The organism is Micromonospora sp. CPCC 205561, from assembly GCF_036906775.1.
Taxonomy (GTDB): domain Bacteria; phylum Actinomycetota; class Actinomycetes; order Mycobacteriales; family Micromonosporaceae; genus Micromonospora.
In genome coordinates, this window is record NZ_JBAKHV010000057.1 from 1 (window position 1) to 25,110 (window position 25,110).

Annotated in this window: 20 protein-coding genes, 2 tRNA genes, 1 other RNA gene and 1 pseudogene; 13 read left to right on the forward strand and 11 right to left on the reverse strand. The window is 74.1% G+C overall.

Annotation, left to right across the window (positions count from 1 at the left end; genetic code table 11):
* Both V6V16_RS23515 and ffs read right to left on the reverse strand, forming a co-directional pair.
* On the reverse strand, positions 1-1,835 hold a 1,835-nt coding region (locus tag V6V16_RS23515; protein ID WP_334565332.1), incomplete at its 3' end, for a DNA polymerase III subunit gamma and tau.
* 106 nt (positions 1,836-1,941) lie between these two features.
* Positions 1,942-2,031, reverse strand: an RNA gene (gene ffs, locus V6V16_RS23520) — signal recognition particle sRNA small type.
* Positions 2,032-2,113: 82 nt separating this feature from the next.
* Between ffs and V6V16_RS23525 the strand changes: the two genes are divergently transcribed.
* From V6V16_RS23525 to V6V16_RS23555, 7 genes and pseudogenes are all read left to right on the forward strand, one after another.
* Positions 2,114-2,198: transfer RNA gene (locus tag V6V16_RS23525), tRNA-Ser, on the forward strand.
* Positions 2,199-2,466: 268 nt separating this feature from the next.
* Positions 2,467-3,267, forward strand: a complete 801-nt coding sequence (locus tag V6V16_RS23530; protein WP_334565333.1) for a sulfite exporter TauE/SafE family protein — start codon at positions 2,467-2,469, stop codon at positions 3,265-3,267.
* 140 nt (positions 3,268-3,407) lie between these two features.
* A pseudogene (locus V6V16_RS23535) lies at positions 3,408-3,509 on the forward strand (XRE family transcriptional regulator); the annotation flags it as partial.
* Positions 3,500-3,682 (forward strand): DUF397 domain-containing protein, encoded by a 183-nt coding sequence (locus V6V16_RS23540; protein WP_334565335.1) that lies wholly within the window; start codon positions 3,500-3,502, stop codon positions 3,680-3,682. The pseudogene V6V16_RS23535 and the gene V6V16_RS23540, both read left to right, overlap by 10 nt.
* Positions 3,683-3,894: 212 nt before the next feature.
* Positions 3,895-4,509 carry a hypothetical protein gene (locus V6V16_RS23545; RefSeq protein ID WP_334565336.1) on the forward strand — a complete coding sequence of 205 codons (615 nt, stop codon included), beginning with the start codon at positions 3,895-3,897 and terminating at the stop codon, positions 4,507-4,509.
* Between the two features lie 32 nt (positions 4,510-4,541).
* Entirely contained in the window at positions 4,542-5,036 is a 495-nt protein-coding gene (locus V6V16_RS23550) for a hypothetical protein (protein WP_334565338.1), read from the forward strand.
* A gap of 77 nt (positions 5,037-5,113) precedes the next feature.
* On the forward strand, positions 5,114-5,665 hold the full coding sequence (locus V6V16_RS23555) for a DUF5872 domain-containing protein (RefSeq protein ID WP_334565340.1): 552 nt from the start codon (positions 5,114-5,116) through the stop codon (positions 5,663-5,665).
* 107 nt (positions 5,666-5,772) lie between these two features.
* Here the strand turns inward: V6V16_RS23555 and V6V16_RS23560 are convergent, their stop codons facing one another.
* Together V6V16_RS23560 and V6V16_RS23565 are read right to left on the reverse strand one after the other, a co-directional pair.
* On the reverse strand, positions 5,773-7,083 hold the full coding sequence (locus V6V16_RS23560; protein WP_334565342.1) for a hypothetical protein: 1,311 nt from the start codon (positions 7,081-7,083) through the stop codon (positions 5,773-5,775).
* A gap of 191 nt (positions 7,084-7,274) precedes the next feature.
* Positions 7,275-7,361 (reverse strand) — tRNA-Ser (locus tag V6V16_RS23565).
* A 75-nt stretch (positions 7,362-7,436) separates the two neighbouring features.
* On the opposite strand from V6V16_RS23565, the gene deoD reads away from it, so the two are divergent.
* On the forward strand, positions 7,437-8,144 hold the full coding sequence (deoD, locus tag V6V16_RS23570) for a purine-nucleoside phosphorylase (RefSeq protein ID WP_334565344.1): 708 nt from the start codon (positions 7,437-7,439) through the stop codon (positions 8,142-8,144).
* A 69-nt stretch (positions 8,145-8,213) separates the two neighbouring features.
* On the opposite strand, the gene V6V16_RS23575 is transcribed toward deoD, so the two are convergent.
* The 4 genes from V6V16_RS23575 to V6V16_RS23590 form a co-directional block, all read right to left on the reverse strand.
* The gene (locus V6V16_RS23575) at positions 8,214-8,669 is read right to left on the reverse strand and encodes a nucleoside deaminase (protein ID WP_334565372.1); all 456 of its coding nucleotides are present in this window, start codon (positions 8,667-8,669) and stop codon (positions 8,214-8,216) included.
* A gap of 184 nt (positions 8,670-8,853) precedes the next feature.
* A complete protein-coding gene (locus tag V6V16_RS23580) occupies positions 8,854-9,378 on the reverse strand; it encodes a tRNA adenosine deaminase-associated protein (RefSeq protein ID WP_334565346.1) in 525 nt (174 codons plus the stop codon).
* A 123-nt stretch (positions 9,379-9,501) separates the two neighbouring features.
* A complete protein-coding gene (locus V6V16_RS23585; RefSeq protein WP_334565348.1) occupies positions 9,502-9,669 on the reverse strand; it encodes a hypothetical protein in 168 nt (55 codons plus the stop codon).
* A 108-nt stretch (positions 9,670-9,777) separates the two neighbouring features.
* A complete protein-coding gene (locus tag V6V16_RS23590) occupies positions 9,778-10,170 on the reverse strand; it encodes a hypothetical protein (RefSeq protein ID WP_334565350.1) in 393 nt (130 codons plus the stop codon).
* A 61-nt stretch (positions 10,171-10,231) separates the two neighbouring features.
* Here V6V16_RS23590 and V6V16_RS23595 point away from each other — a divergent pair, with 61 nt between their 5' ends.
* The 3 genes from V6V16_RS23595 to V6V16_RS23605 all read left to right on the forward strand — a co-directional run bounded on the left by V6V16_RS23595 (position 10,232) and on the right by V6V16_RS23605 (position 15,266).
* Entirely contained in the window at positions 10,232-10,981 is a 750-nt protein-coding gene (locus V6V16_RS23595; protein ID WP_334565352.1) for a M23 family metallopeptidase, read from the forward strand.
* Positions 10,982-11,200: 219 nt separating this feature from the next.
* Positions 11,201-14,125, forward strand: a complete 2,925-nt coding sequence (locus V6V16_RS23600; RefSeq protein WP_334565353.1) for a glycosyl hydrolase — start codon at positions 11,201-11,203, stop codon at positions 14,123-14,125.
* A gap of 64 nt (positions 14,126-14,189) precedes the next feature.
* Positions 14,190-15,266 carry a PHP domain-containing protein gene (locus V6V16_RS23605; RefSeq protein WP_334565354.1) on the forward strand — a complete coding sequence of 359 codons (1,077 nt, stop codon included), beginning with the start codon at positions 14,190-14,192 and terminating at the stop codon, positions 15,264-15,266.
* Positions 15,267-15,351: 85 nt separating this feature from the next.
* Here the strand turns inward: V6V16_RS23605 and V6V16_RS23610 are convergent, their stop codons facing one another.
* Entirely contained in the window at positions 15,352-16,359 is a 1,008-nt protein-coding gene (locus V6V16_RS23610; RefSeq protein ID WP_334565356.1) for a DMT family transporter, read from the reverse strand.
* Between the two features lie 216 nt (positions 16,360-16,575).
* On the opposite strand from V6V16_RS23610, the gene V6V16_RS23615 reads away from it, so the two are divergent.
* Entirely contained in the window at positions 16,576-18,246 is a 1,671-nt protein-coding gene (locus V6V16_RS23615; protein WP_334565357.1) for a DUF885 domain-containing protein, read from the forward strand.
* A gap of 236 nt (positions 18,247-18,482) precedes the next feature.
* On the opposite strand, the gene V6V16_RS23620 is transcribed toward V6V16_RS23615, so the two are convergent.
* Positions 18,483-19,598, reverse strand: coding sequence for a DUF3068 domain-containing protein (locus V6V16_RS23620; protein ID WP_334565358.1), 1,116 nt, complete (start codon positions 19,596-19,598; stop codon positions 18,483-18,485).
* Positions 19,599-19,708: 110 nt separating this feature from the next.
* On the opposite strand from V6V16_RS23620, the gene V6V16_RS23625 reads away from it, so the two are divergent.
* Positions 19,709-20,908 carry an acyltransferase family protein gene (locus V6V16_RS23625; RefSeq protein ID WP_334565359.1) on the forward strand — a complete coding sequence of 400 codons (1,200 nt, stop codon included), beginning with the start codon at positions 19,709-19,711 and terminating at the stop codon, positions 20,906-20,908.
* Here the strand turns inward: V6V16_RS23625 and V6V16_RS23630 are convergent.
* Complete coding sequence (locus V6V16_RS23630) at positions 20,800-25,110, reverse strand: alpha-(1->3)-arabinofuranosyltransferase (RefSeq protein ID WP_334565361.1); 4,311 nt, start codon at positions 25,108-25,110, stop codon at positions 20,800-20,802. The two genes, V6V16_RS23625 and V6V16_RS23630, sit on opposite strands and share 109 nt — an antisense overlap.

The following is a 25,110-nucleotide window of genomic DNA, read 5'->3' on the forward strand; positions in this document are numbered from 1 at the left end:
GGGCCCTGCGGCGCCCCGGCCCCGGGGGGCGCAGCCGCCGGGCGGGCCGGGGCGGCGGACCGGGACGGGCCGCCGAGCGACGCGCCGCCCCGCTCGCCGGCCACCTCGCAGCGGATCTGCCAGCGGCTGCCGAACTCCTCGTACAGCGCCTCGGCCAGCACCGAGGTGTGGTTGCCCATCATCTGCGCGAGCACCGGTGACTTGACGGTCAGCACCAGGACGTCGCCGTCCACGTCGCGGACCACCGCGTCGCGCATCAGCGCGGCGGCCGGCTTCTTGATCCGGTTGACCTTCGCCACGATGTCCGGCCAGACCCGGCGTACCGCGACGGCGTCGAGGGCGCCCGCCGGGGCCGATCCGGGGCGGGGCGGGGCCGGGGTGGCGGGGTCGGGCAGCACCGCCGAGGGCGGCACCTGACGGCGGGCGGCGGCATCGGCGGTCGCACCCGCCGGTCCGGCGGCACCCGGGACCGCCTCCGCCGACCGGGAACCGGTGGCGGCCACGGCCGCGGCGCGGGGGGCCTCGGCACCGGACGGAGCGCCGGCAGCCGCCGGCGGACCGGCGGGCCCCGGGTCGGCGGCGGCAGCCGCGGTCGTGGCGGGAGTGTCGGGGCGTACCGCTGGAGGGGAGGCGACCGGCGGGGGGCCGGCGGCGGCCGGCGGTGCGTCGGTGCCGGCGAGGGCGAGCCGGCGCTCCATGCGTTCGAGGCGTTGGAGCAGGCCGCCGGCGGTGTCGTCGGCGCCGGGCAGCAGCATCCGGGCGCAGATCAGCTCCAGCAGGAGCCGGGGCGCGGTGGTGCCCCGCATCTCCACCAGGCCGTTGTGCACGATGTCGGCGCAGCGGGACAGCGTCGCCGGGCCGAGCCGCTGCGCCTGGGCGGCCATCCGCTCGATCTGGTCGGCGGGGCCGTCGATCAGGCCCTTGGCGGCGGCGTCCGGCACCTGCTGGAGCACGATCAGGTCGCGCAGCCGCTCCAGCAGGTCGGAGGCGAACCGGCGCGAGTCGTGCCCGGCCTCGGCGACCCGGTCGACGGTCGCGTACGCCGCCGCGCCGTCCCCGGCGGCCAGCGCGTCGCACATCTCGTCGATCAGGGCGGAGTCGGTCACGCCGAGCAGGGCGGCGGCGCGGGAGTAGGTGACCCCCTCCGCTCCGGCCCCGGCGATGAGCTGGTCGAGCACGGAGAGGCTGTCCCGCGCGCTGCCGCCGCCGGCGCGCACCACGAGCGGGAAGACCGCCGGCTCGACGGCCACGCCCTCCGCCTCGCAGAGCTGCTCCAGGTAGGGCCGGAGCACCTTCGGCGGGATCAGCCGGAACGGGTAGTGGTGGGTCCGCGACTTGATCGTGCCGAGGACCTTCTCCGGCTCGGTGGTCGCGAAGATGAACTTGACGTACTCCGGCGGTTCCTCGACCAGCTTGAGCAGGGCGTTGAAGCCGGCCGACGAGACCATGTGCGCCTCGTCGATGACGTAGATCTTGAAGCGGCTCCGGGCCGGCGCGAAGATCGCCTTCTCGCGCAGCTCGCGGGCGTCGTCGACGCCGCCGTGGCTGGCCGCGTCGATCTCCAGCACGTCGATCGAGCCGCCGTCGGTGGCCAGCTCGCGGCAGGACTCGCACTGCCCGCACGGCTCGGGGGTCGGCCCCTGCTCGCAGTTGAGCGAGCGGGCCAGGATCCGGGCGCTGGAGGTCTTGCCGCAGCCGCGAGGGCCGGAGAAGAGGTAGGCGTGGTTGAGTCGCCCGCTGCGCAGCGCCTGCGACAGCGGTTCGGTGACGTGCTCCTGCCCGATGACCTCGGCGAAGGTACGCGGCCGGTACTTGCGGTAGAGCGCCAGTGTCACCCGTCCCGCCTCCTCTCGACCGAGCCATTCTGCGCCGGTCGGGCGCGGGTGACCACCCACCACCCCGTGACCTGACCGCAGGGACGTTACCGGGACGCGGAGACAAAAAGGCCTCCCGTGCACCCGGCAGAGCTCGCTTATCCTTGCTGCCTTCCGGCCCTGGGGAGGTTCACGAGATACCGCCGCACGGGAGGTACCGCCAACCCTACCCGACGTCCGGTCGATCTTCAGGGGGTGGTGGGGTGGCCCGCCCGCCACGGACCTGTATCCTCGTCTGCGGAGGATTCGCCTAGAGGCCTAGGGCGCACGCTTGGAAAGCGTGTTGGGTTTACACCCTCACGAGTTCGAATCTCGTATCCTCCGCTCGTCTGAGCAGGAAAAGCGACAGGGTCGGCCCCATCGGGGACCGGCCCTGAGTCGTCCCTACGGTCGCGCTCGTCCCGCCGGCCGCTCTCCCGTGGAGACACCCCGCGTCCTCGGTGCCGGGGTGCCGGGTCGCGGCGTGATCCCCACCGCACGACGATCAACCGGCGGCTCGCCGACCCTACGCTGGCAGCCGCATCCGACAGCGAGACGACCGGGCGGCGGCGACCTGCGGGCGACGACCGGCCCGGGGAGAGCGCGGACACGAGTGAACGCAGTGCTGAACGTCCCCGAGGGGCTCGCCGTGCTGGCCGCCGGGGTCGCGGCGGGAGCCATCAACGCGGTGGTGGGCTCGGGCACACTGGTGACCTTCCCCGTCCTGCTGTCGCTCGGCTACCCGCCGGTGGTGGCGAACGTGTCCAACACCGTCGGGCTGGTGCCGGGGTCCTTCTCGGCCGCGTACGCCTATCGCCGGGAGCTGGCCGGGCACGGCGGCCTGCTGGCGCGCCTGGGCGTCGCGGCCGTGCTCGGCGGGATCACCGGCGGCGTACTGCTGCTGCTCCTGCCGCCCGGCGCGTTCCGGGCCATCGTGCCGGCGCTGATCGTCCTGGCGCTGGTCCTCGTGGTGGTGCAGCCGCGACTGGCGCGGACGCTGGAGCGCCGCCGGCCGGTCACGGACGACGCGGGCCCGCCGTCCGCCGGCGGTCGGGCGGTACGGCGCGTGGGACCGCTGCTGTTGCTCGGGGTGTTCGGCACCGGGGTCTACGGAGGGTACTTCGGCGCCGCCCAGGGGGTGCTGCTGCTGGGTCTGCTCGGGGTGCTGCTCGCCACCGACCTGCGCTGGGTCAACGGGGTGAAGAACGTGCTCGCCGGACTGGTGAACGGGGTCGCGGCCGTCCTCTTCGTCGTGGTGGGGAACGTGGCGTGGCAGCCCGCGCTGCTGATCGCGGTGGGTTCGGTGCTGGGGGGCCTCGCCGGCGGCCGGTGGGGGCGCCGGCTGCCGCCGGTGGCGCTGCGCGCCATGATCGTGGTGATCGGGCTGGCCGCCCTGGTGAACCTGCTGCTCTGACCCCTCGCCGGCCGCGCGGGCCGGCTCGTCCACCTCTCGGCGCGCGGCGAACAGCGGCGGACGGGAGGCGGTCACGGCGGGGGTCAGCCGCGCGGGCGGGCCCAGGAGAGGAAGCGTTCGGCCAGGCGGGCCGGGCTCACGTCGCCGCCATGATGGCCGCGTGGGAGAACGTGCGCGGCGAGGCGCTGTCCCACTGGCAGTCGGTCGACCTCATCACGGAAGTGGCGGAGACATGGAGCTGAACGGCGCGCGGTGGCGCAAGAGCAGCCGCAGCAGCGGCAACTGCGTCGAGGTCGCCGACAACCTGCCCGACGTCGTCGCGGTGCGCGACTCGGAGGACCCGGCCGGCCCGGCGCTCACCTTCCCACCGGCGGCGTGGCGCGCGTTCCTCGACTCGGTCGCCGAACGCCCCTGACCAACCGGCCGGGGCCGGCTCCCACGGGTCCCCGGCCCAGGCTTCCCGCCCTCCGGGCGGAAGGCCGCGGCGCAGCGGAAACGGGGCCGACAGCGCGGGATCGCGGGGCGGTGCCGGCACGGGACGATTCGGTACGGTGCCGAGGACGGCGGGGGGGCGGCATCCGTCGTACACATGTTCCATCCACAGGCTGTGGACGGCGGGGGGCTCCGATGACCTACCAGCTCAGCGCGGTCGTCGCGGACGCCGAGCTGCTCCGCGAGCGGACCGCCGACCTCGACCACGCGGTGCTGGGCGAGTTGCGTCAGGAGTTCGCGCTGCTGCCGGTCACCCCGCAACTGGTCGAGGAGCTGACCGGCCGGCTGCCCGACTTCTCGGTGGCGCCACGGTCGCCGGAGGAGCCGTTCCACCTCGTGCTCTCGGCGGCGCTCGCCGAGCTTCTCGCGCGGTGGTCGCGGTCCGGCCCGGTGGCGTACCTGGAGGCGGAGTTCGCCGGCGGCGCTGGCTACCAGTCGGCGGTGGTGTGGCTGGGCGGCGAGGTGAGCTGGGGGCCCGCGTTCGACCACCTCTTCGACGGGCCGCGCCTGAAGTGGCCGATCAACGCGGCCCTCGGCCGGCTCGGGGCCGAGCCCGGCGCGTGGATCGACCCGTTCGCCGAAGTGGGCCTGCACGTCGAGCGGAACACCGCCGGCTGGCTGGCGCACGGTAGGCGGAGGCTGAGCGCCGACTACTGGGATGAGCTGGCCGAAGAGTGGGAAAACCGGCAATCTGCGGCTGGGCAGCAACCTGAGCGCCCCGGTCCCGTTGGGGACTGGGGGATTCCATGAAATTGCGACAATTTGGCTTTATCGCCACACTGATGACGGCTGCCTGGGTTTCGGGCAGCGGCGCGCACCCGCCGGCAGGCGAGTGGGACGGCCGCCCCGTCGGGGTCGTCGAGGTGGTCGATCTCAACGGGCTGCGCGACGTCGAGTTCGGCGACACCGAGGACGAGCTGACCCGGCGCGGCATCCTGCGCTCCGACATCGACGCCTGCGGCCCGTCGCTGGCCGGGCACGACACCACCAGCCCGATCTTCGTCGACGACCGGCTGGTGCTGCTCTGGCTGGGCGACTCGACGCGTACGCCGCACGGCATCACCGCCGGCATCCCCGTCGCGGAGGTACGGGCCCGCTTCCCCTCCGCACACGAGCTGGACGCTCCACAGGAGACGTACCGGTTCGACGGGCTGCTCGCCCGGCAGGGCGACCGGGCGTACCTCTTCCTGCACGACGGGCGGGCCGTCACGAGGATCATCGCCGGGTACGCCGACTGGGCCCAGCGCCTCTTCCACGAGGGCCACAGCCCCTGCTGAGCGCGGGCGGCCCGGCTCAGCCGCCATGCACCCGACGTCGGAAGCATGAGCCCCGGAGCGCCGGGTAACCGCCCGGCATGGCGCGGTACACGAAGCCCGAACTCAGGGAGCAGGTCAAGGAAGAGATCACGGCCTCCGACAAGGGCGGCCGACCGGGTCAGTGGTCGGCGCGCAAGGCGCAGCTGGTCACCCAGGAGTACAAGAAGCGCGGCGGCGGCTTCGTCGGCCCGAAGGACGAGCGGCAGCAGTCGCTACAGCGCTGGGGCGGCGAGCACTGGCAGACCAGGGAGGGCGACACCCGGGCGCGGCACGGCGACGAGACGAGCCGCTACCTGCCCGAGAAGGCCTGGGAGCAGCTGTCGGACGAGGAGCGGCGGGCGACCGACGCCAAGAAGCGCAAGGCGTCGAAGTCGGGCAGGCAGTACGTGGCGAACACGGGGCCGGCCAAACGCGCCCGCCGGAACGCCACCTCCGCCGAGCAGCTGTCGGAGCTGCCAGTCGCCGAGGCGGCCAAGCTGGTGCGCGGCCTCGACAAGGGGCAGCTCAAGGCCGCCCTGCGCCGCGAGCGCGACGGCAAGGCCCGCAAGACGCTCATCCAGCGGCTGGAGTCGGAGATCGGCCGGCGCTGACCGGCCCGCGGAGAGTGGATCCGCGCACCGCCCGCGCGGCTCCCCGCCACACCCACCGGCCGCAGCGGGTCCCGGCCGGGCACTCCGCACCGCGCTTCTCCGGCCCCTCATGCCTCGCCCTGGTCGCGACCCCTCCGCCCGAGCAGACCGGTCGCCTTGCCCTCGGAATTCGCGTCGGAGGTGACCAGCAGGGCGACCGCCGCGGTGATGATGGCCGCCTGGACGGCACCCGTCGCCGGGGCGCCCGCGTCGATCGTGGGGAGTCTCGGATAGAAGAATCCGAGGACGCCCAACGCCAGCGCCGGCACGACCCGGCGAGTGATCTCGACCAGACGGGTCCGGACGCTGCGCCGGCTCTGGCCGCTCGCCTCCGGCCAGCCGTCGACGCACAGCGACTCCACATCGCGCAGCATCTCCCGCAGGACGCCGTCGACCTCGGCGGGGGTCACGGCGTCGAACACCCGACGCTCGTGCAGCACGAGGCGGGAGGCGAAGACCTGCGCCCGGTCGCGGTAGACACCCCGATCCTCGGTGCCGCCGCCGAAACTGCGTACGCTCCGGTCGACGTCGAGGACCATCTCCGCGCGGTTGAAACGCATCGCCGACACCAGCCGCCTCTTTACGCCGCCCTTTCGGATCCGCGCACGGTTGCCGTCGAGATACACGATCAGGCGCAGATAGACCTCCACAATTATGTGCGCCGGCGGAAGATATCCGTGGACCCGTCGACTGAGTAGCTCCGCGGGCGACCGGTAGCCAGATATCCGGAGCACGAAGTCGAGCACAGTCATCGCCAGGGCATAGAGGGCCACGGCCAGCAGGAGGGTGTGCGTCAACGCCCTCGCCCGGGGCTCCTGGTCGACGTCGAGGCCGCCTTCGCCCAGGAACGCGCCCAGCAGGTCGTTCCCGCCTCCCCGGATCGTCCACCAGGCGAGCACACCGAGCACGCCGAGTTCCAGCACCTCGGCGGGGAGCGGAACGACGGAGAGCGGAGGAACGCGGGCCGCGGCGAGGAAGACGCGGGTGACCACCGCCCACAGGGTGAGCGCAGCGAGGGCGATCCCGAGCGCGGCCACGACCGAGATCTCGACGCCGAGCAGCGACGCCGCCAGGAGGGGCACCCCGAGCACGCCGGCGGCGAACAGGACGCCGCCCGCCGTCGACAGCATCGCTCGCACGATCCATTTCTGCTGGACCGCCGAATGGACGGCGATGCGACGTATCGCGGCGACGACGGGTTCCGGCAGGCCGCCGTCGCCCGAGCCGTACCGAGCGGCGACGCGCGACCAGTCCCTGCGCAAGGCGCGTGCCGACGGAAGCGCACGGAGCGCCGGCCAGTGCTCGATCTGCGCCTTGACATTCAGCGCCGCGAGTCTGAGGAACCGCCACCGCGCTTCCCACCGGGCGCCGACCGGCATTCCGATACTTCTCCCTCGACGGACCATCGGGGCAGAGGGTAGCGCCGCCTGTCAATTTCCGAAGCCAAGATCGGGCTGGTGAAGCGCGGTTGCCGGGGCAGGTCCGGGTCTGCCGGCCGGGCCCGGCCGGCAGTACGCGGAACGCCCGGCCGGTCCTGTCGGACCGACCGGGCGTTCGCGCTGTTCACGAGCGGTGGCGGCGGGATTTGAACCCGCGGAGGGCGTAAACCCTCACACGCTTTCGAGGCGTGCTCCTTAGGCCACTCGGACACGCCACCGCCGAAGAGGCTACATGACTCCGGGTTCGGACGCCGAACCGGTATCCCCCGGAGCGGCCTGGCAGGATCGTTGCCATGAGTACGCACATCGGCGCGAAGCCGGGCGAGATCGCCGAGCGGGTCCTGATGCCGGGCGACCCGCTGCGGGCCAAGTGGATCGCGGAGACCTACCTCGAGGGCGCCAACTGCTACTCGACGGTCCGAGGCATGCTGGGCTTCACCGGCCGCTGGAACGGCGTCGAGGTCTCCGTCCAGGGCTCCGGCATGGGCATGCCCTCCGCCTCCATCTACGCCCACGAGCTGATCAACGAGTACGGCGTGAAGACGCTGATCCGGGTCGGCTCCTGCGGCGCCCTGACCGAGGACCTGCGGCTGCGCGACGTGATCGCCGCCATCGGCTCGTCCACCGACTCGAACATGAACCGGATGCGCTTCGACGGGCTGATCGACTACGCGCCCGTGGCCGACTTCGGGCTCCTGCGTACGTCGGTGGAGGTCGCCGAGCGGCGCGGCATCACGATGCGGGTCGGGCCGATCCTGGCGGCGGACGCCTTCTACACCGACCGTCCGGACCTCTACGACGCCCTCGCCGACTACGGGGTGCTCGCGGTGGAGATGGAGTCGGCGGCGCTCTACACGATCGCCGCGCGGTTCAAGGCCCGCGCGCTGACCGTGCTGACCGTCAGCGACCACATCAAGACCGGCGAGAAGACCACCTCCGAGGAGCGCGAGCAGACCTTCAGCCAGATGGTCGAGATCGCCCTCGACACGATCATCGCCTGATCCCCGCCGGGCGCCCGCCGCGCCGGAGCGCGGGCGCCCGCCCTCGGGGTCCAGCCGAACACCCCGGCCTCACACCACCCGGAAGAAGGCGCGCAGCAGCGCGGCGCTCTCCGCCTCCAGGACCCCGCCGTAGACCTCCGGGCGGTGGTTGAGGCGGCGGTCGCGCAGCACGTCCCAGAGCGAGCCGGCCGCCCCGGTCTTCGGTTCCCAGGCGCCGAAGACCACGGTGGAGACCCGGGAGAGCACCAGCGCGCCCGCGCACATCGTGCACGGCTCCAGGGTGACCACCAGCGTGCAGCCGTCCAGCCGCCAGCGGCCCAGCCGTTCCGCGGCCCGGCGCAGCGCCAGCACCTCGGCGTGCGCGGTCGGGTCGCCGGTCAGTTCCCGCTCGTTGCGACCGATCGCCAGCTCGGTGCCGTCCGCTCCGTAGAGCACGGCGCCGACCGGTACGTCGTCGGAGGCGTCGGGGCCGGTGCCGCCGGGGCTGTCCCGGCCGGTGACGGCGACCTCCAGCGCGCGGCGCATCCACAGCTCGTGCCGCTGCCGCCGACCGGCGCCGTCCGGGTCGGCCAGCCCCTCGCCGGCGCCCGGCCCGACCCGCCCGGCCGCGCCCGGGGTCGGCTGCCCGGGGCGTACGGTGCCGAGGGCCGGATCGGTGGCGTCGGCCGGCTCGGCGCCACCCGCCCCGGCCCGCCCCGGCCCGGTCGGCTCAGACCTCACGCAGCTCCTCGACCTCGTCGGCGCAGCCGAGCACCTGACACACCTCGGCGGTGACGTCGGCCGGCATCATGCCCTCCCGCGCGCAGAGGTTGAGCAGCTTCTGGGCGCTGACGCCCAGGTCGGCCAGGACGTCGGCCTCGCCGACCGGGTCGGCCTCCGGGTCGACGGCGGGTTGCTCGGTGTCCTCGTCGCCGCCGGAGGGGCGCGGCTCGTCGGTGTCGTCCAGCCCGGTCACCGAGGTCTTCAGGTCCCCGACGAGCAGGGCCCCCAGCCGGGACTCCTCGGCGTACGCGGAGTCGGAGCCGAAGACCCGCAGGTCCTCCCCCTCGTCCAGGCGCACGACCACCAGGTATGAATCGTCGGCCTCGACGAAGAGCAGCGACAGGGCGGCGTCCTGGTCGACGTCGCGCAGCCGGTCGGCGACGTCCTCGATGTCGGTGACGCCCCGCAGGTTCACCTCGGCGGCCGTCCAACCGCTGTCGTCACGCACGACGGCCGCAGCGAAGTACGACACGGATTCCCCCAAAAAACCTCGGCAGGCCGACCCGTTACGCGTGCACGTTAGCCGGTCGGGTCGGCAGGCGACCGGTCAACGCCCCGAAGGGCCGGTCAATCCTGGGGAAAGTCTGCCCGCTCGTCAGCCGGCGACGCGGCGGCGGGTGGCGATCAGCTCCCGCAGCCGCTCGCTGCGCACCCGCTGCGGCCGCTCGCGCTGGCGCACCGTTCGGGCGCCCGCCAACTCGGCGAGGAGCTGCTGGCGGCGACGGCTGCGCTCGGGGTCGAGCCGCGGAGTGGTCCAGGCCATAACGCCGAGGGTGCCGAGTTCGGACGGCCACGTCAAGCCGGGATTCGCTGCGCAGCCGACCCGCGACGCAGCGCAGCCGCGACCCCGCCGCCGGGGCCGGGGCGGGCCTCACCAGAGCGGCCAGTCGCCGCTCGCCGCCCAGCGCGTCACCACGACAGCGGCGGCGATGCTCCACCCGCCGGCGGTGACGATGGCGATCCCGGCGGCCGCCCCACGGTCGCCGGCGCGCACCAGCAGCAGCGCGGCCAGCCAGGCCAACACGCCGGCCAGCACGGTCCACCAGGCGTAGGCGGGCAGGTCGCGCCCGAGCAGGCCGAAGAGGAACAGCCAGGCGGTGGCCGCGGCGGCGCCGGCCGCCACGCCCGCGCCGGTGACCGGGTGCGGCTCGCGGTAGACGGGCCGGGACGGCGGCCCGGACGGGAAGAGCCCCGAGGGGGCACGCGACGCCGGCCGGAAACCGGCGTCCGGTTCGGGCGGGAAGGCGTACCGTCCGGTGGTCACCGATTCCTCCCCTCCGTCGTGGACGCTCGTCCCACCGTACCGACTCTGTCAGGATGGCCGGATGCCCTCGCCGACGATCGGACGTCGCCGCGCGCGGCCGGCGTACCCGGTCCTGCTGCTGCTCGTGCCGGTGCTGGCGGCGGGCTGCGCGACGACCCGGCCCGGGACGGCGCCCGGCACCCGGCCACCGAGCGGGCCGGCCACCGCCGGGCAGCCCGCGCCGCCGACCGCCGGCCCGAGCGGCGCCGCCGTCCCCGGCGGCCCGTCCGCGGGACCGACCCGCGCCGGGCTGCCGCACGTCTTTCCGGTACGCGCGGCGGACGTCGCCTACCACCCGACCCACTCGGCCTACCCGGGCACGGACATCTTCGCGGACTGCGGCGAGCCGGTCGTGGCGGTGACGGACGGTGTCGTCCTGGAGGTCAGCCGGGTCGACCGGTTCGACAGGCGGGGGCCGCGCGGGCCCCACAACGGCGGGCTGTCGGTGTCGCTGCTGGGCGACGACGGGGTCCGCTACTACGGTTCGCACCTGCGCCGGATCGCGGACGGGATCGACGCCGGCACGCGGGTCCGCGCCGGGCAGCGGCTCGGCGAGGTCGGCCGGACGGGGAACGCCAACAACGTCTGCCACCTGCACTTCGGCATCTCCCCGCCGTGCTCGGGCCGGGACGGCTGGTGGATCCGGCGGGGCGTGATCTGGCCGGCGCCGTACCTGAAGTCGTGGCGGGGCGGGGGCAACAAGGAGCCGGCCGCCGAGGTGGCCGCCTGGCACCGTCGGCACGGCTGCCCGAAGGCGCCCCCGGGCGACTGACCGCGCGCCGGGGGAACACCGGGCCCGGGGCGCGCGTCGAGGTCGCACCCGGTGCCGTATTGCCGGCATCAGCGGTTCACCGCCCGGAAACATTGACGTGGGTTATGCCCCTCGGTTAGCGTCCGGATTCAAGAGAGCGCTCTCTGAAGTAACTTTCTCCGCAATTCGCCTGGCCGGTCACACACCGTTCCCCGACCGGCGCTCCCGACCGGAGGCACCGTGAAACCTCCCGCTACCCGCCGAACCTGGGCCGTGGCGGCCACCTCCGCCCTGGCCCTCGCCCTGGGCGGCCTGGCCGTCGTCACCACCACCCCCGCGCAGGCCGCCACCGTCGGCGCCGGCAGCTACACCACCGATCGAGTGGGTCCCCTGCCCACCGGCTGCGGAGACATGACCACCAACCCACGGCAGTTCGCCACCGCCGCCGCGCCCGCCGGGCCGGTCCCCACCAACGACTGGTGGTCGTCGCTGCTCTGGAAGCGGACCAACTGCTCCTACAGCGAGCCGCTGCACGCCCACCCGGTCTCCTACCAGCCCGTGGGCGACGGCCTCGGCTTCTCCGCCACCTCCACCCCGACGATCAGCGGCACCGCGACCGGCGTCGGGGAGTTCAAGTACACCTACTCCGAGGACATCCGGGTCGGCGTCGCCGCGCTGGCCGCCCCGGTGGTCAAGGTCGACGGCTGGAGCGACTGGACCGTCACCCCGTACTGGTCCGACGGCACCCGGACCATGCGGGCCACCATCGGCCACGGCCTGCCGTTCGCGTACTTCCGCACCAGCGGCGGCGACGCGCTGATCAACGCCACCGGCGGCAGCGCCACGGTCTGGTCGAACAGCGGGGCCACGATCGGCTTCACCGTCCGGGGGCACGACTACGTGGCGTACGCGCCCACCGGCGCCACCTGGTCGGTCAACGGTGGACGGATCACCTCCAACCTGGCCGGGAAGGGGTACTTCTCGGTCGCCCTGCTGCCGAGCACGCCGAGCACCGACGCCGCGGCCCGCGCCGAACTGGCCACCACCTACGGCCGGTACGCCCACGCCCACGTCACCGGCACCCGCCTCTCGTACGCCTACGACCAGGCGACCAGCACCGTGACCACCACGTACGCCGTCACCACGACGGCCCGGGAGGGTACGGCGAACCGGACGGTCGTCAGCCTCTACCCGCACCAGTGGCGGTCGCTGACCGGCGCCACCCCGCTGACGCTCACCTACCCGTCGGCGCGGGGCCGGATGAAGGTCCTCGCCGGCGTCGACCAGTTCCGCACCTCGATGAAGTTCCAGGGGGTGCTGCCGGAGGTCCCCGCCGTGGCGACCGGCACCGGGGCGGACCTGACCACGCTGCGTAACCACCTGGTGGCGGCCCGGGCCAACCCGATGGACCAGCGCGGCGGCGACACCTACTGGACGGGCAAGGGCCTGGGCCGGGCCGCCCGGATCGCCGAGATCGCCGACCAGGTCGGCGACGCCGAGACCCGCACGGCCGCGCTGAACGCCATCCGGAACACCCTCAACGACTGGCTCACGGCCACGCCCGGCGAGACCGAGGGCGTCTTCCACTACGACCGCAACTGGGGCACCCTGATCGGCTACCCCGCCTCGTACGGCTCCGACCAGGAGCTCAACGACCACCACTTCCACTACGGCTACTACGTCGCCGCCGCCGCCACGCTGGCGAAGTTCGACCCGAACTGGGCCCGGCAGGACCAGTACGGCGGCATGATCGACCTGCTGATCCGGGACGCGAACAACTACGACCGGGCGGACAACCGCTTCCCCTACCTGCGCGACTTCGACATCTACGCCGGGCACGACTGGGCCGCCGGGCACGGCTCGTTCCACGCCGGCAACAACCAGGAGTCCTCGTCCGAGGGGATGAACTTCGCCAACGCCCTGATCCAGTGGGGACAGGCGACCGGCAACACCGCCGTACGCGACGCCGGCATCTTCATCTACACCACGCAGGCCGCGGCGATCCACGAGTACTGGTTCGACGTGACGAACGAGAACTACCCGGCGGCCTTCGGGCACTCCACGGTCGGCATGGTGTGGGGCGACGGCGGCGCGTACGCCACCTGGTTCAGCGCCGAACCGGAGATGATCCAGGGCATCAACATGCTCCCCGTCACCGGCGGGCACCTCTACCTCGGCTACCACCCCGCCTCCAACCGGGCCAACTACCAGGAACTGGTGCGCAACAACGGCGGGGAACCGACGGTGTGGCAGGACATCCACTGGCAGTTCCTGGCGCTCGGCGACCCGGACGCGGCGCTGGCGAAGCTGCGCGCCAACCCCGGGTACACCCCGGAGGAGGGCGAGAGCCGGGCACACACCTTCCACTGGATCCGCAACCTCGCCGCGCTGGGGACGGTGCACACCGCGGTCACCGCCAACCATCCGCTGGCGGCGGTCTTCCAGCGCAACGGCGCCCGCACCTACGTGGCGAGCAACATCACCGCCGCGCCGCTGACGGTCACCTTCTCCGACGGCACCCGGCTCGACGTACCCGCCGGGAAGACGGCGACCAGCGGGGCGCACACCTGGAGCGGCGGCACCGCCACCGGCGGGGTGTCGGGCCCGGTCCCGCCCACCACGCCCCCGCCGACGACCGCGCCGCCCACGACCGCGCCGCCGACCACCGCGCCGCCCACCACCCCGCCGCCTTCGTCGGACTCGCCGACCCGTTACCTGCTCTCCGGGGGCGGGCTGGGCGCGGCCGGCGGGGCGGGAACCAGCACGGTGGCCGGCGCGGGCGGCGCGAACCGCGACGGCACGCCGACCAACCCGCAGGTGTTCACCGCGACGGGCCTGGATCTGGCGTACGCCGGCGGGCAGACCGCGTTCGACCTGTTCCTCGACGCCGGCAGCGCGGTCGGCAACGGGGTGCAGGTGCGGATCTCCTACGACCTGACCGGCAACGGCGGCTGGGAGCGGGTGGAGACGTACCGCTACTTCGCCACCGACCCGGTGCCCGGCTTCGAGCGCTACACCCAGCAGAGCGGCCTGCACTCCGCCACCGGCGCCCTCGGCAACCTGTCGAACGGCACCGTGCGGGTGGAGGTCTGGTCGGCGATCGGCAACAACCCGACCACCCTCGGCGTCGGTGACCGGTCGCTGGTGAGGCTGCCGCACTCCTGATCCGTACGATTCCGCGCCGTCGGTCGTCTGACGACCGGCGGCGCGGAGGCGTATTTTCCATGGCATGACCGCCCGGGACCCCATCGCCGACCTACGCCGGATCGCCTTCCTCCTGGAACGGGCGAACGAGGCGACCTACCGGGTCCGGGCGTTCCGGTCGGCCGCCACGGCCCTCGGCGCGCTGCCGGCGCGGGAGCTGGCCGAGCGGGCCCGCACCGGCAAGCTCACCGAGCTGCCCGGGGTCGGCGACGTCACGGCCCGCTGCGTCGCCGAGTCACTCGCCGGCGAGGAGCCGGTCTACCTGCGCCGGCTGCTCGCCACCGAGGGCACCGACCTGGACGCGGCGGCCAGCGCGTTGCGCACCGCGCTGCGCGGCGACTGCCACACCCACTCCGACTGGTCCGACGGCGGCTCGCCCATCGAGGAGATGGCGCTCGCGGCGGTCGAGCTGGGCCACGAGTACGTGGTGCTGACCGACCACTCGCCCCGGCTGAAGGTGGCCCGGGGCCTGACCGCCGACCGGCTGCGCCGGCAGCTCGACCACGTGGCGAAGCTCAACGAGGCACTGCCGGAGGGCTTCCGGATCCTGACCGGCATCGAGGTGGACATCCTCGCCGACGGTTCGCTCGACCAGGACGAGGAGCTGCTGGCCCGCCTCGACGTGGTGGTCGGCTCCGTGCACAGCGGCCTGAACGACGAGCGGGCGAAGATGACGCGCCGGATGCTGGCGGCGGTCGCGAACCCCCACCTGGACATCCTCGGCCACTGCACCGGGCGGATGGTGTCGTCCCGGCCGGCCGGGGTGAAGGGGCCGGGCGACCGGGCGCACCGGGCGCGTACCCGGGCGGAGAGCGACTTCGACGCCGACGCCGTCTTCGCCGCCTGTGCCGAGCACGGGGTGGCCGTCGAGATCAACTCACGGCCGGAGCGGCAGGACCCACCGAAGCGGCTGATCCGCCGGGCGCTGGAGGCGGGCTGCCACTTCGCCGTCAACACCGACGCGCACGCCCCCGGCCAGCTCGACTGGCAGCGGTTCGGCTGCGAGCGTGCCGCCCTCTGCGGGGTGCCCGCCGACCGGGTGGTCAACACCTGGGACGCCGACCGGCTGGTCGGCTGGGCGCGCGGGCACGCCGCCCGCTGATCCGACAGCCACCCGTGCCACGGTCGCCCGGGGGCGGGGAAGGGCGTCGGCGGGGGCCGCGTTCCACCCGGCGGACGGCCCGGGGCTACCCCGGGGGAACGGGCCGCGCGGCGGCACCGACCGGCACGGCGGCGGCACCGGCCGCCGACGGCTCGGCGCCACCGGCGGGCGCGGGCCGGCGGCGGCCGACCAGGCCCTGCGAGACGGCGACGCCGAACAGCACGACGAGCGCGCCCGCCGGCTGGTGCCAGGTGAGCCGCTCGTCGAGGGCCAGGGCACCGATCAGCACCGCGAACACCGGGACCAGGTAGGTCACGGTGGAGGCGGTGCTCGCCCCGGCGACCCGGATGTTGCGCAGGTTGATGACGAAGGCGAGGCCGGTGCCGAGCACGCCGAGCACGAGCACGCTGGCGAGCACCTCGGCCGAGAGGCCGGTCGGCGCCGGCGGCACCCCCGCCACCAGCGGCGCGACGACCGCGAGCTGGGCGGTCGCGACCAGCAGTTGCGCCGCCGAGAGCGAGAGCCCGGAGTACGCGCTGCCCGCCACGAACTTCTTCTGGTACGGCACGGCGAAGCCGTAGCAGGCGGCCGCGCCCAGGCACATGAGCTGCCCGGTGAAGTGCGCCCCACCCACCCCCTGCCAGACCCCCAGCACCACCAGCACCCCCGCGAAGCCCAGCCCCATCCCGACCGCCCGGCGTGCGGTCAGCCGCTCGGTGCGGAACACCAGCACGGCCAGCGGCAGCACGATGAGCGGGGTGGTGGCGTTCCAGATGCCCGCGAGCATCGACTCCACCCGCTGCTCGCCGTAGCCGAAGAGGGTGAACGGCACGGCGACGCCGAACGCGGCGACCACGGTCAGGTGCGCCCAGACCCGGGGCTCGGCGGGCAGCCGGTCGCGGAGCGCGGCGAGCACCAGCAGCAGGGTCGCCGCGCCGGCGGCGACCCGGTAGAGGGTGAGGTGGAGTGGATGCAGCTCCCCGATGCCGACCTTGATGAACAGGAAGCTGGAGCCCCAGATCGCGGCGAGCGCCAGGAACCCGGGCAGCCAGCTCCGCAGCGCGGTCCTGTCAGGGGTGGATTCCACTGTCACCCCTGACACTCTGCCGCAGCCGTACGACGATGTCCCGCGACTTTCGGAGGGTGGTGTCGATCGCCACAGCGACGACCGGACGGGCGGGCGCCCCCGGGGCGTCGCCGGCCCGGGGCACGCCCCCCCCCTCGACCCGCCGCGCCCCCGCCGGCCCACCGCCGCGAACACGAGCAACAGGGTCGACGGGTGGGACGCCCGGTCACGTAGGGTCGCAGCGTGGGACGAATCGATGACCTCGCGAACCGCTACGTGGCCGAGTGGGCGCCGCTCAGCCCGATCAGCGCCACCTACGTCGGCATCGCCGGCTACGACGACCAGCTCGACGACCTGTCGCCCGACGGCTACGAGGCCCGGGCCGAGCTCACCCGGCGGGCCCTGGCCGACCTGGACGTGACGGAGCCGGAATCCGAGGCGGAGCGGATCGCCAAGGACGCGATGCAGGAGCGGCTCGGCCTCAGCATGACCCGGTACGACGCCGGCGAGGTGACCAGCGAGGTCAACGTGATCTCCAGCGGGCTGCACGAGCTCCGCATGGTCTTCGACCTGATGCCGACCGAGGGCGACGACGCCAAGGCCAACGTGGCCGCCCGCCTCAACCGCTTCGCGGGCACGCTGGAGGGCTACAAGGCGACGCTGCGCGCGGCGGCCGCCGAGGGCCACATCAGCTCCCGGGCGCAGCTGGTCGAGGTGGCCAAGCAGTGCGACGTCTGGACCGACCCGGACGGCGACAACTTCTTCCACGGCATGGTCGAGCGGCTGGGCGCCGACGGCACCCTCGGCGCCGAGCTGCGTCGGGGCGCGGCGGCGGCGACCGCGGCGACGGCCGAGTTCGGGCAGTTCCTCCGCGCCGAGCTGGCCCCGCGCGGGCGGGAGAAGCAGGCCGCGGGGCGCGAACGCTACGAGCTGGCCTCGCAGTACTTCCTGGGTGCCAGGGTCGACCTCGACGAGACGTACGCCTGGGGCTTCGCGGAGCTGGCCCGGCTGGAGGCCGAGATGCGGACGGTGGCCGCCCGGATCGTCGGCCCCGGCGCCACCGTCGACGAGGCGGTCGCGGCCCTGGACGCCGACCCGGCCCGCACCATCCAGGGCAAGGAGGCGTTCCGGGACTGGATGCAGACGCTCGCCGACAAGGCCGTCAGCGACCTGCACGGCACCCACTTCGACATTCCGGAGCAGGTACGCCGGATCGAGTGCTGCCTCGCGCCGACCAGCGACGGCGCCATCTACTACACCGGCCCGAGCGAGGACTTCTCCCGCCCGGGGCGGATGTGGTGGGCGGTGCCGCAGGGCGTCACCGACTTCTCCACCTGGCGCGAGGTGACCACCGTCTTCCACGAGGGCGTGCCGGGTCACCACCTCCAGGTCGCCCAGACCGCCGTCCGCGCCGAGCTGTTGAACCGCTGGCAGCGGCTGCTCTGCTGGGTCTCGGGGCACGGCGAGGGCTGGGCGCTCTACGCGGAGCGGCTGATGGACGAGCTGGGCTACCTGGAGGACCCGGGCGACAAGCTCGGCATGCTGGACGGCCAGGCGCTGCGGGCCGCGCGGGTGATCGTCGACATCGGCATGCACCTGGAGCTGGAGATCCCGAAGGACAACCCGTTCGGCTTCCACCCTGGCGAGCGCTGGACGCCGGAGCTGGGCTGGGAGTTCATGCGGGCGCACTGCCGGGTGCCGGACGAGAACCTGCGCTTCGAGCTGAACCGCTACCTCGGCTGGCCGGGCCAGGCGCCCTCCTACAAGGTGGGCGAGCGGATCTGGCTCCAGGCCCGCGACGAGGCCAAGGCCCGCAAGGGCGCCGAGTTCGATCTGAAGGAGTTCCACCGCCGGGCGCTCGACCTCGGCTCGCTGGGGCTCGACCCGCTACGCAAGGCGCTCGCCCGCCTCTGAGGGGCGCTACGCCCGCACGGGCGGCGAGGAGGCCGCCCGTGCGGGGCCGGAGGACCGGGCCCGTGAACCCCAACGCCCTCAGCGTGCCGCCGGCGGTGGGCAGGTCGACGATCCCCCCGAACCACAGCCCACAGCAGGAGGCCGCCACCGTCGCCCCGCGTACGGGGTGACGGTGGCGGCCTGTTTCCTGGCTGTCGGTGATCGGCGTACACGCGTGGACGCCGCCCGGCGGCCCGCTACCGCTGCCCGGCCCCGCCGTCGCGCCTCGGCGCCCCGGAGACGACCTGCTCGGACGACGCCCGCGGCGCGGGCGACGTGGTGACGTCGTCGTCGGCGCGGTGCCGCGCGGCGGCGGTGGCCCGGCGGCCGGCCAGCACCAGCCAGAGCCCGACGATCAGCGCCAGAGCGCCGACGACCGTCAGCACGAGCGGGATGGTCCGCCCGATCAGCAGCAGCTTGTCCCGGTTCTTACCGGCCGACTCGACGCTGTTCGCGATGGTCTGGTCGGTGTAGACGAAGTCGGCGTCCAGCAGCGCGGTGGGAGCGCCCTGGTCCGGCACCAGCGTCTTCTTCTGCTGCTCCCGCACCTTCAGGAAGTTGCCGCTGACCGGCTCGACCCAGATGGTGCGGGTGTTGCTGTACATCACCTTGCCGGCGGTGGCGCCCGGCGCGAACGCCCCGAGCAGGCCGCCGACTCGCTCGGCCGGCATGCCCAGGTCGGTCTCCTCGATGACCTGCTGGAACCGGTACGCCTCGGTACCGTTGATCTTCTCGGTGCCCTCGAACCGGATCGGCAGCGCCTTGCGCACGTCACGGTCGAAGTATTCGTAGTCCTTGCGCTCGGTGTGGAACGGGAACTTGTAGGTCTGCCCGCCGAAGGTGACCTCGCTCGGCCCCTCCGGACCGTCGGCCTGGAGGAACTGCTTGTCCCAGCCGACCGCCGCGGCCGTCCGCCGGTCCAGGGCCAGCTCCGCGGAGTACTGGCTGATCACCTCGCCGGTCTGGACCCACTTGACCGTTCCGTACGCGCCCCAGACGACCGCCTTGCCCTCCAGGTCTCCGGTCATCTCCGCCTCGGTGCTACCCGCCTGCGGCGCCACCTCGGTGGTGGCCTCCAGCAAGCCGGTCTGCACGGTCGGCGGGGCGTCCTTCTTGAGCTGAAGGAACTTGGCGTTCTCCGCCACCGCGATGCTCGGCTTCAGGCAGCCCTCCGGCTTGCCCTGCGCGTTGCACAGCTTGAGGTCGTACGGCAGTTTCGTCACCGTCGGTGCCACGAAGAACGCCGCTCCCGCGGCGAGCACGAGAGACAAGACGCCTATCCCGAACAGCACGGCGCCCAGACGAGCCTTCACTGATCCTCCCAACAAAGACAGTCAGCCGGTGTCCGGCGAGCGGTCCTGTCCCTAAACTTGGCCGCAGGTTACTCCCGGGTACCATATTCACGCGACCCTCTGGACGGTTGATGTCTGCCCCGACTACGGATCACGGCCTCCCCCGACTGCCCGCCCTGGACGCCGTACGGGTGATCGGGGCGCTTGCCGTCGTCGGTCACCACGTCGGATTCGCCACCGGGGTGAACGGCGGCGACGCGGGGCTGGGCACCTGGTTGTCCCGCCTCGACGTGGGCGTCGCCATCTTCTTCGTACTCTCCGGTTTCCTGCTCTTCCGCCCGTACGCCCACGCGTCTGCCGCCGGGCAGCCGTCCCCCTCCACCCGGCGCTACCTGTGGCGCCGCGCGACCCGCATCCTGCCCGCGTACTGGCTGACCGTGGTCGTCTGCCTGCTGGTGCTGCCGCACAACCGGCCGGCGCCCGCCGGCGACTGGTGGCGGCACCTGACGTTGATCCAGATCTACGAGCCCCGCCAGCTGCGCCACGGCCTGGGGCAGACCTGGAGCCTGGCCACCGAGGCGGCCTTCTACCTGCTGCTCCCGCTGCTCGCCGCGCTGCTGCTCCGGCGGCGCTGGCGTCCCGGTCGCTCCGTGCTCCTCACCGTCACGGCGGCGCTGGCGATCACCGCCGGCTGGGTGGCCCTGATGGGAGCCGGCCTGCTCGACCTGGGCCTGCACACCATGTGGCTGCCCTCGTACGCCGGCTGGTTCGGCGCCGGCATGGCGCTGGCGACCGTCCACGTGTCGCTGCGCACCGGCACCGGTGGGCGCTGGCGGTGGCTGGACGACCTGGGCGCCGCGCCGCTGGCCTGCTGGTCGGTCGCGTTGGCCGCGCTGGCTGTCGCGACCACGCCGATCGTCGGGCCCCGCGACCTGGCCGAGCCCACCGCCGCCCAGTTCGGGACGAAGATGGCGCTGTACGCCCTGGTGGCGGTCATGGTGGTGCTGCCGGTGGCGTTCGGGCCGGCCACCCGCACCAAGGCCGTGCTCGGCGGCGCCGTCGGCCGGTGGCTCGGTCGGGTGTCCTACGGGCTGTTCCTCTGGCACCCGTTCGTGCTGGAGGGGATCTACATCGTGGGCGACCGGCCGAGCTTCACCGGCGACACGGGCGAGATCTTCCTGCTCACCGTCGCCGGCGGGCTGGTGCTCGCCGCGGTCAGCTACTACGCCGTCGAGCGCCCCTTCCAACGCTGGAACGGCCCCTGGCCGCGCCGACGCGCGACCACGAGGGAGAACCAGAGCACCGTCACGGCGGCGACCGCCGCCAACTGAGGCGCCGCGTCGGTGTGCCCGCCCCGGGTCACCGCGTACCAGCCGGCCAGCCCGAAGCAGGCCACCGGCAGCCAGCGCCCGGCCAACCGGTGCACCCGGCGCAGCCCGCGCCGGTCTTCCGGACGCAGGTGCGGCTCGAGTGCGTGGCCGGCCACCACGCCGGCCGCCGCCAGCAGCGCCACCGCGACCGCGGCCAGGCCGCCGACCAGCAGCAGCGCCGCCCCGCCGAACACCAAGGCGAGCAGCCGGTGCCGGCGGCGACGCGCCGGCACCGCCGCCGACGCCGGGACGGCCCGGCTCGGGAGCAGCGCGGCCACCGCGACCCCGCCCAGCAGGACCGCGCCGGCGCCCAGCGCCAGGACGTACCCGTCGTCCGGGGCGAACCGCAGCCGCACCTCGCCGGAAAAGCCGGCCGGCACCAGCCAGCCCTGCTGCCAGCCGTCCACCACGAACGGGGTGAGCCGCTCGCCGCCCGCGGTGGCCTCCCAGCCGGCGTTCGCGTTCTCGCGCAGGGCCAGCACCCGCTGGCCCGGGTACCCGTCCAGGTGCAGCGACCGCCGGGTGGCCGACCACCCGTCCACCCGGACCGGCGTCCGCACGGCGTCCGCCACCTGCGCCGAGCCGGCGACGCCCGACGAGACGCCCGCGCTGCCGTCGGTGGGCGCCGGGAGCACGGCGGGCGGGGTGAGGACGAGCTGGGTGGGCGTCGCCAACCGGCTCGCCGCCGCCACCACGCGCACCTCGCCGTCGGCCAGCGGCAGCGGATCCTTCGCGCCGGCGCCGCAGAGGACCGCGTCCACCTCGCGCAGTTCCGCCAGCTCCCGCCGGCTGGCGACCAGGGCCGTACGGCGCCGTACGGCGCCGGCCTCGATGGTGGGCCCGGTGCCGCAGGGCAGCGTGACGCGCGCCTCCGGGTCGTTGCGGGGCACCGGTCCCTCCGGGAACACGATCAGCTCGCCGACGCCGACCGGCAGGCGCTGCGACACCCGCCGGTACGGGTCGAACGTGTTGGCCGGCACCACGTCGGAGATCAGCACGGTGATCTCGTCGGTCTTCAACGGTCGGTCGAAGACCAGGCTGCCGCCCTCGTCGAAGACACCGCCGCGCATCCCGCCGTCCCCGATCACGGTCGCCTGCCACGGGCGGGCCGCCGCCGCCGTGGGCGGCAGGGTCACCTTCAGCCCGGCGATCTGGCGGGCCTTCGGCCAGGTCAGGCGCAGCCACGGCTGCCGGTCGGAGCCGGCGGCGTACCAGGTCGTCGCCGGGTCGCCGTCGACCACGGCGCCCGGCCGGGCGGCGGGGTGGGAGACGCCGACGCTGGAGGCGGTGACCGTCGGGCTGACCCCGCGCGCGACGGCCGCCGCGCCGCCGCCGTCGAGCAGCGCGTTCAGCGCGCCGCCCGCACGCGGGCGCACCCGCAGCGCGACGTCGTAGTCGGCGGCGACCGGCAGGTTCAGCGTCCGGTCGATCCGGTCGCCGTCCTCGGATTCCCGGACGAGCCCGCCGTCGCAGATCGGTCGGCCCTCGTCGAAGACGCAGGGCGAGGCGCCGGCGGCGGCTGTGAGCACGACTGAGGCCGGGGCGGCGGTCGCCGGGGGCGCCGGCAGGGCCAGGGTCCGCTCGGCCCGCATGCCCGGGATGGTGATCTCGGCGATGCCGACGCCGCCGAATCCGGCCCGGATGTCGAAGACCTGGTCGATGGAGACCCGCACGCGCCGGGTCGGATAGCCGGCGGGCACGGTGACCTGCACGCTCTGGCTCGGGTTCTCCACCACCGCCTGCTGGTTGCCGGCGCTGACGGTGATCCTCGTGGGCAGGGAGTCGGCGCCGGTGTCGAAGACGATGCCCACCTCGCGAACCACCTGCGGCTCGGTCAGCTCCACCTCCAGCCACTGCTGGGTGGTGACCGTCCCGGGCGCCGAGCGCCAGGCGGTGGCGAGGCTGCCGTCGAGCGCCGCGTACGGCTGGTGTGCCGGCCGGCCGCCGACCAGCGGCTGCGCGTCGGACCAGGAACTCGACGCGGTGACCGATCCGATGCCCAGGTAGCGCACGGTGGTGGCCTGCTCCTCGCCCCACGACGGCAGGTAGTCGCGGGCGGGCGCGTCGAGCCTCGCCTCGTCGGTGGGCGTCATGGTCGCCGAGACGTTGTCGTGCGGCTGCCCGAACGCGACCTCGCGCCGGCGCATCCCGTCGGTGAGCACCACCGGGCCGTCGGCCAGCCCCGCCGGCCGATCCCCGGCGAGCACCGTCGGGGCGTCGGAGAGCCGGCCGGCCGCCGCGATCTGGAGCAGCGACTCCGGCCCGCCCACCACGGTGGTCAGGCCCTTCGCGTCGTACGCGACGACGGGACTGACCGGCTTGGCGACCTCGTACACCTCCAGGGCCCGCACCTTCACGTCGAGCCCGTGGTCGACGAAGTTGCCGGGCAGCTGGCCGCCGCCGACCTCCGGCCCGAAGGCCCGCACCGGGCGGATGCCGGGCGAGCGTTGCAGCGCCTGCCGGACCACCACCGGTTGGGTGGCCCCCGAACGCCCGTAGTCGAGGTCGGAGCGGAGCAGCAGGTACCGCACGCCGGAGCGGGCGAGCAAATCGGCCAGCCCGGCCGACCCCTCGCCGTTGGCCAGCGCCGACTCGACGGCGTCGAGCAGCCGGATCGTGCCCGGCGGGGTGAGCGGCACCGAGCTGCGCACCGCCCAGGGACTCTCCAGCAGGGGCTGGGTGACCTCGTCGCTCGGGCTGCCCCAGAGGTAGCGGGGGAAGCGGGCGGCGGGCACCACCAGCACCCGGTCGTCGCCGAGGTTGCGGTCCAGCCAGGAGGTCGCCTGGTGCCAGTAGCCGGGGACCTCCCGGAAGCTGCCCTGGGCGGGCAGTCCGGCGGCCAACGCCGGCGCGGCCACCGCGGCGACCGCGACGAGGGCGGTGCCGGTGACCAGCGTGGCGCGCAGCCGAACCGGCTGGAGCAGGCGGGGCAGGCCCGGGTTCAGCTCGGGCCGGTCGCTCGCGCGGGCCGCCCGGGCCACCAGCCCGACCAGGTGGGCGAGCCCGAGGATGAGCGGCAGCCGCAGCACCACGTCGAACTTGTGCACGTTCCGCAGCGGCGCGCCCGCCGCGTCGAGGAAGTCCCGCTGCGTCTGGGCGCCGAGCCCGTCGACCGCGCCGACGTGACCGAGCCCGACCAGGGCCAGCCCGACCAGCAGTCCGGTGACCAGGAGACGCCGGTGCGGCATCCCGCGCCGGGCGAGGCCGGCGAGGCCGAGACCGGCCACCACCAGGGTGGCGACCACCAGCGGCCGCTCGGTGGCCAGCCGCCAGCCGGCCGACCAGGGCGCCCCGTGCGCGCCGTTGAGGTACGCGTGCCAGTGCGAGGCGCCGCGCAGCACGGTGGTCGCGTCGGTGGGCGCGGTCGTGACGGGTGCCGTCTCGATGTAGTCCAGGAACGGCGGACTGTACCGACCCAGCAGCAGCAGGGGCACCAGCCACCAGGCGGTGGCGGCGCCGACCGCCAGCCCCCAGGCGGCCAACGCCCCGATCCGCAGCCGGAGCGGGTGCAGGCCGACCAGCCACAGAGCGGCCAGCGGCACGACGGCCAGCACCGCCGTCGCGTTGACGCCGCCGGCGCACGCCACCGCCAGCGCGGACAGGGCGACCGAGCGGCGTACGGAGGCGCCCCGGGCCAGCCCCACCAGGGGCACCAGCACCCAGGGCGCGAGGGCGCTCGGCCACGCCTCGACCGAGATCGGGCCCAGCTCGGTGACCAGCCGGGGGGAGAGCGCGAACGCGACCCCGGCGAGCAGGCGGGCGGCCGGCGTGCCGATGCGCAGCCGCTCGGCCAGCCGGACCAGGCCCGTGCAGGCCACCGTCATGAGCAGCGCCCACCAGAGCCGCTGCACCACCCAGGACGAAATGCCGAGGACCTCGCCGAGCAGGAAGAACGGGCCCATCGGCCAGAGGTAGCCGTACGCCTGATTCTGAAGCTGGCCGAAGGTCCCGTCCGGGTCCCAGACGTGCAGGGCGCGGCTCAGCCATCCGGCTGGATCGACCGCCAGGTCCACCTTCGTGTCGATGACGATCATGCCCGGATCCTGAAGGAACGCCAGGGCCGACAAACCGAGACAGACCGCGACCAAGCGCAGACGCCACACCCTTCTCGATGTGTCGTCGGGTCGGTCGGTCAGCTCCGGACGGGCCGGCGCCTGCTGCAT

What these genes read in the sequence shown, in the direction of transcription:
- V6V16_RS23540 (WP_334565335.1), top strand. Translation starts at nt 3,500, where the DNA reads ATGGAGCTGAACGGCGCGCGGTGGCGCAAGAGCAGCCGCAGCAGCGGC.
- V6V16_RS23545 (WP_334565336.1), top strand. Translation starts at nt 3,895, where the DNA reads ATGACCTACCAGCTCAGCGCGGTCGTCGCGGACGCCGAGCTGCTCCGC.
- V6V16_RS23550 (WP_334565338.1), top strand. Translation starts at nt 4,542, where the DNA reads ATGACGGCTGCCTGGGTTTCGGGCAGCGGCGCGCACCCGCCGGCAGGC.
- V6V16_RS23555 (WP_334565340.1), top strand. Translation starts at nt 5,114, where the DNA reads ATGGCGCGGTACACGAAGCCCGAACTCAGGGAGCAGGTCAAGGAAGAG.
- V6V16_RS23560 (WP_334565342.1), bottom strand. Translation starts at nt 7,083, where the DNA reads ATGCCGGTCGGCGCCCGGTGGGAAGCGCGGTGGCGGTTCCTCAGACTC.
- deoD (WP_334565344.1), top strand. Translation starts at nt 7,437, where the DNA reads ATGAGTACGCACATCGGCGCGAAGCCGGGCGAGATCGCCGAGCGGGTC.
- V6V16_RS23575 (WP_334565372.1), bottom strand. Translation starts at nt 8,669, where the DNA reads ATGCGCCGCGCGCTGGAGGTCGCCGTCACCGGCCGGGACAGCCCCGGC.
- V6V16_RS23585 (WP_334565348.1), bottom strand. Translation starts at nt 9,669, where the DNA reads ATGGCCTGGACCACTCCGCGGCTCGACCCCGAGCGCAGCCGTCGCCGC.
- V6V16_RS23595 (WP_334565352.1), top strand. Translation starts at nt 10,232, where the DNA reads ATGCCCTCGCCGACGATCGGACGTCGCCGCGCGCGGCCGGCGTACCCG.
- V6V16_RS23605 (WP_334565354.1), top strand. Translation starts at nt 14,190, where the DNA reads ATGACCGCCCGGGACCCCATCGCCGACCTACGCCGGATCGCCTTCCTC.
- V6V16_RS23625 (WP_334565359.1), top strand. Translation starts at nt 19,709, where the DNA reads ATGTCTGCCCCGACTACGGATCACGGCCTCCCCCGACTGCCCGCCCTG.
- V6V16_RS23630 (WP_334565361.1), bottom strand. Translation starts at nt 25,110, where the DNA reads ATGCAGCAGGCGCCGGCCCGTCCGGAGCTGACCGACCGACCCGACGAC.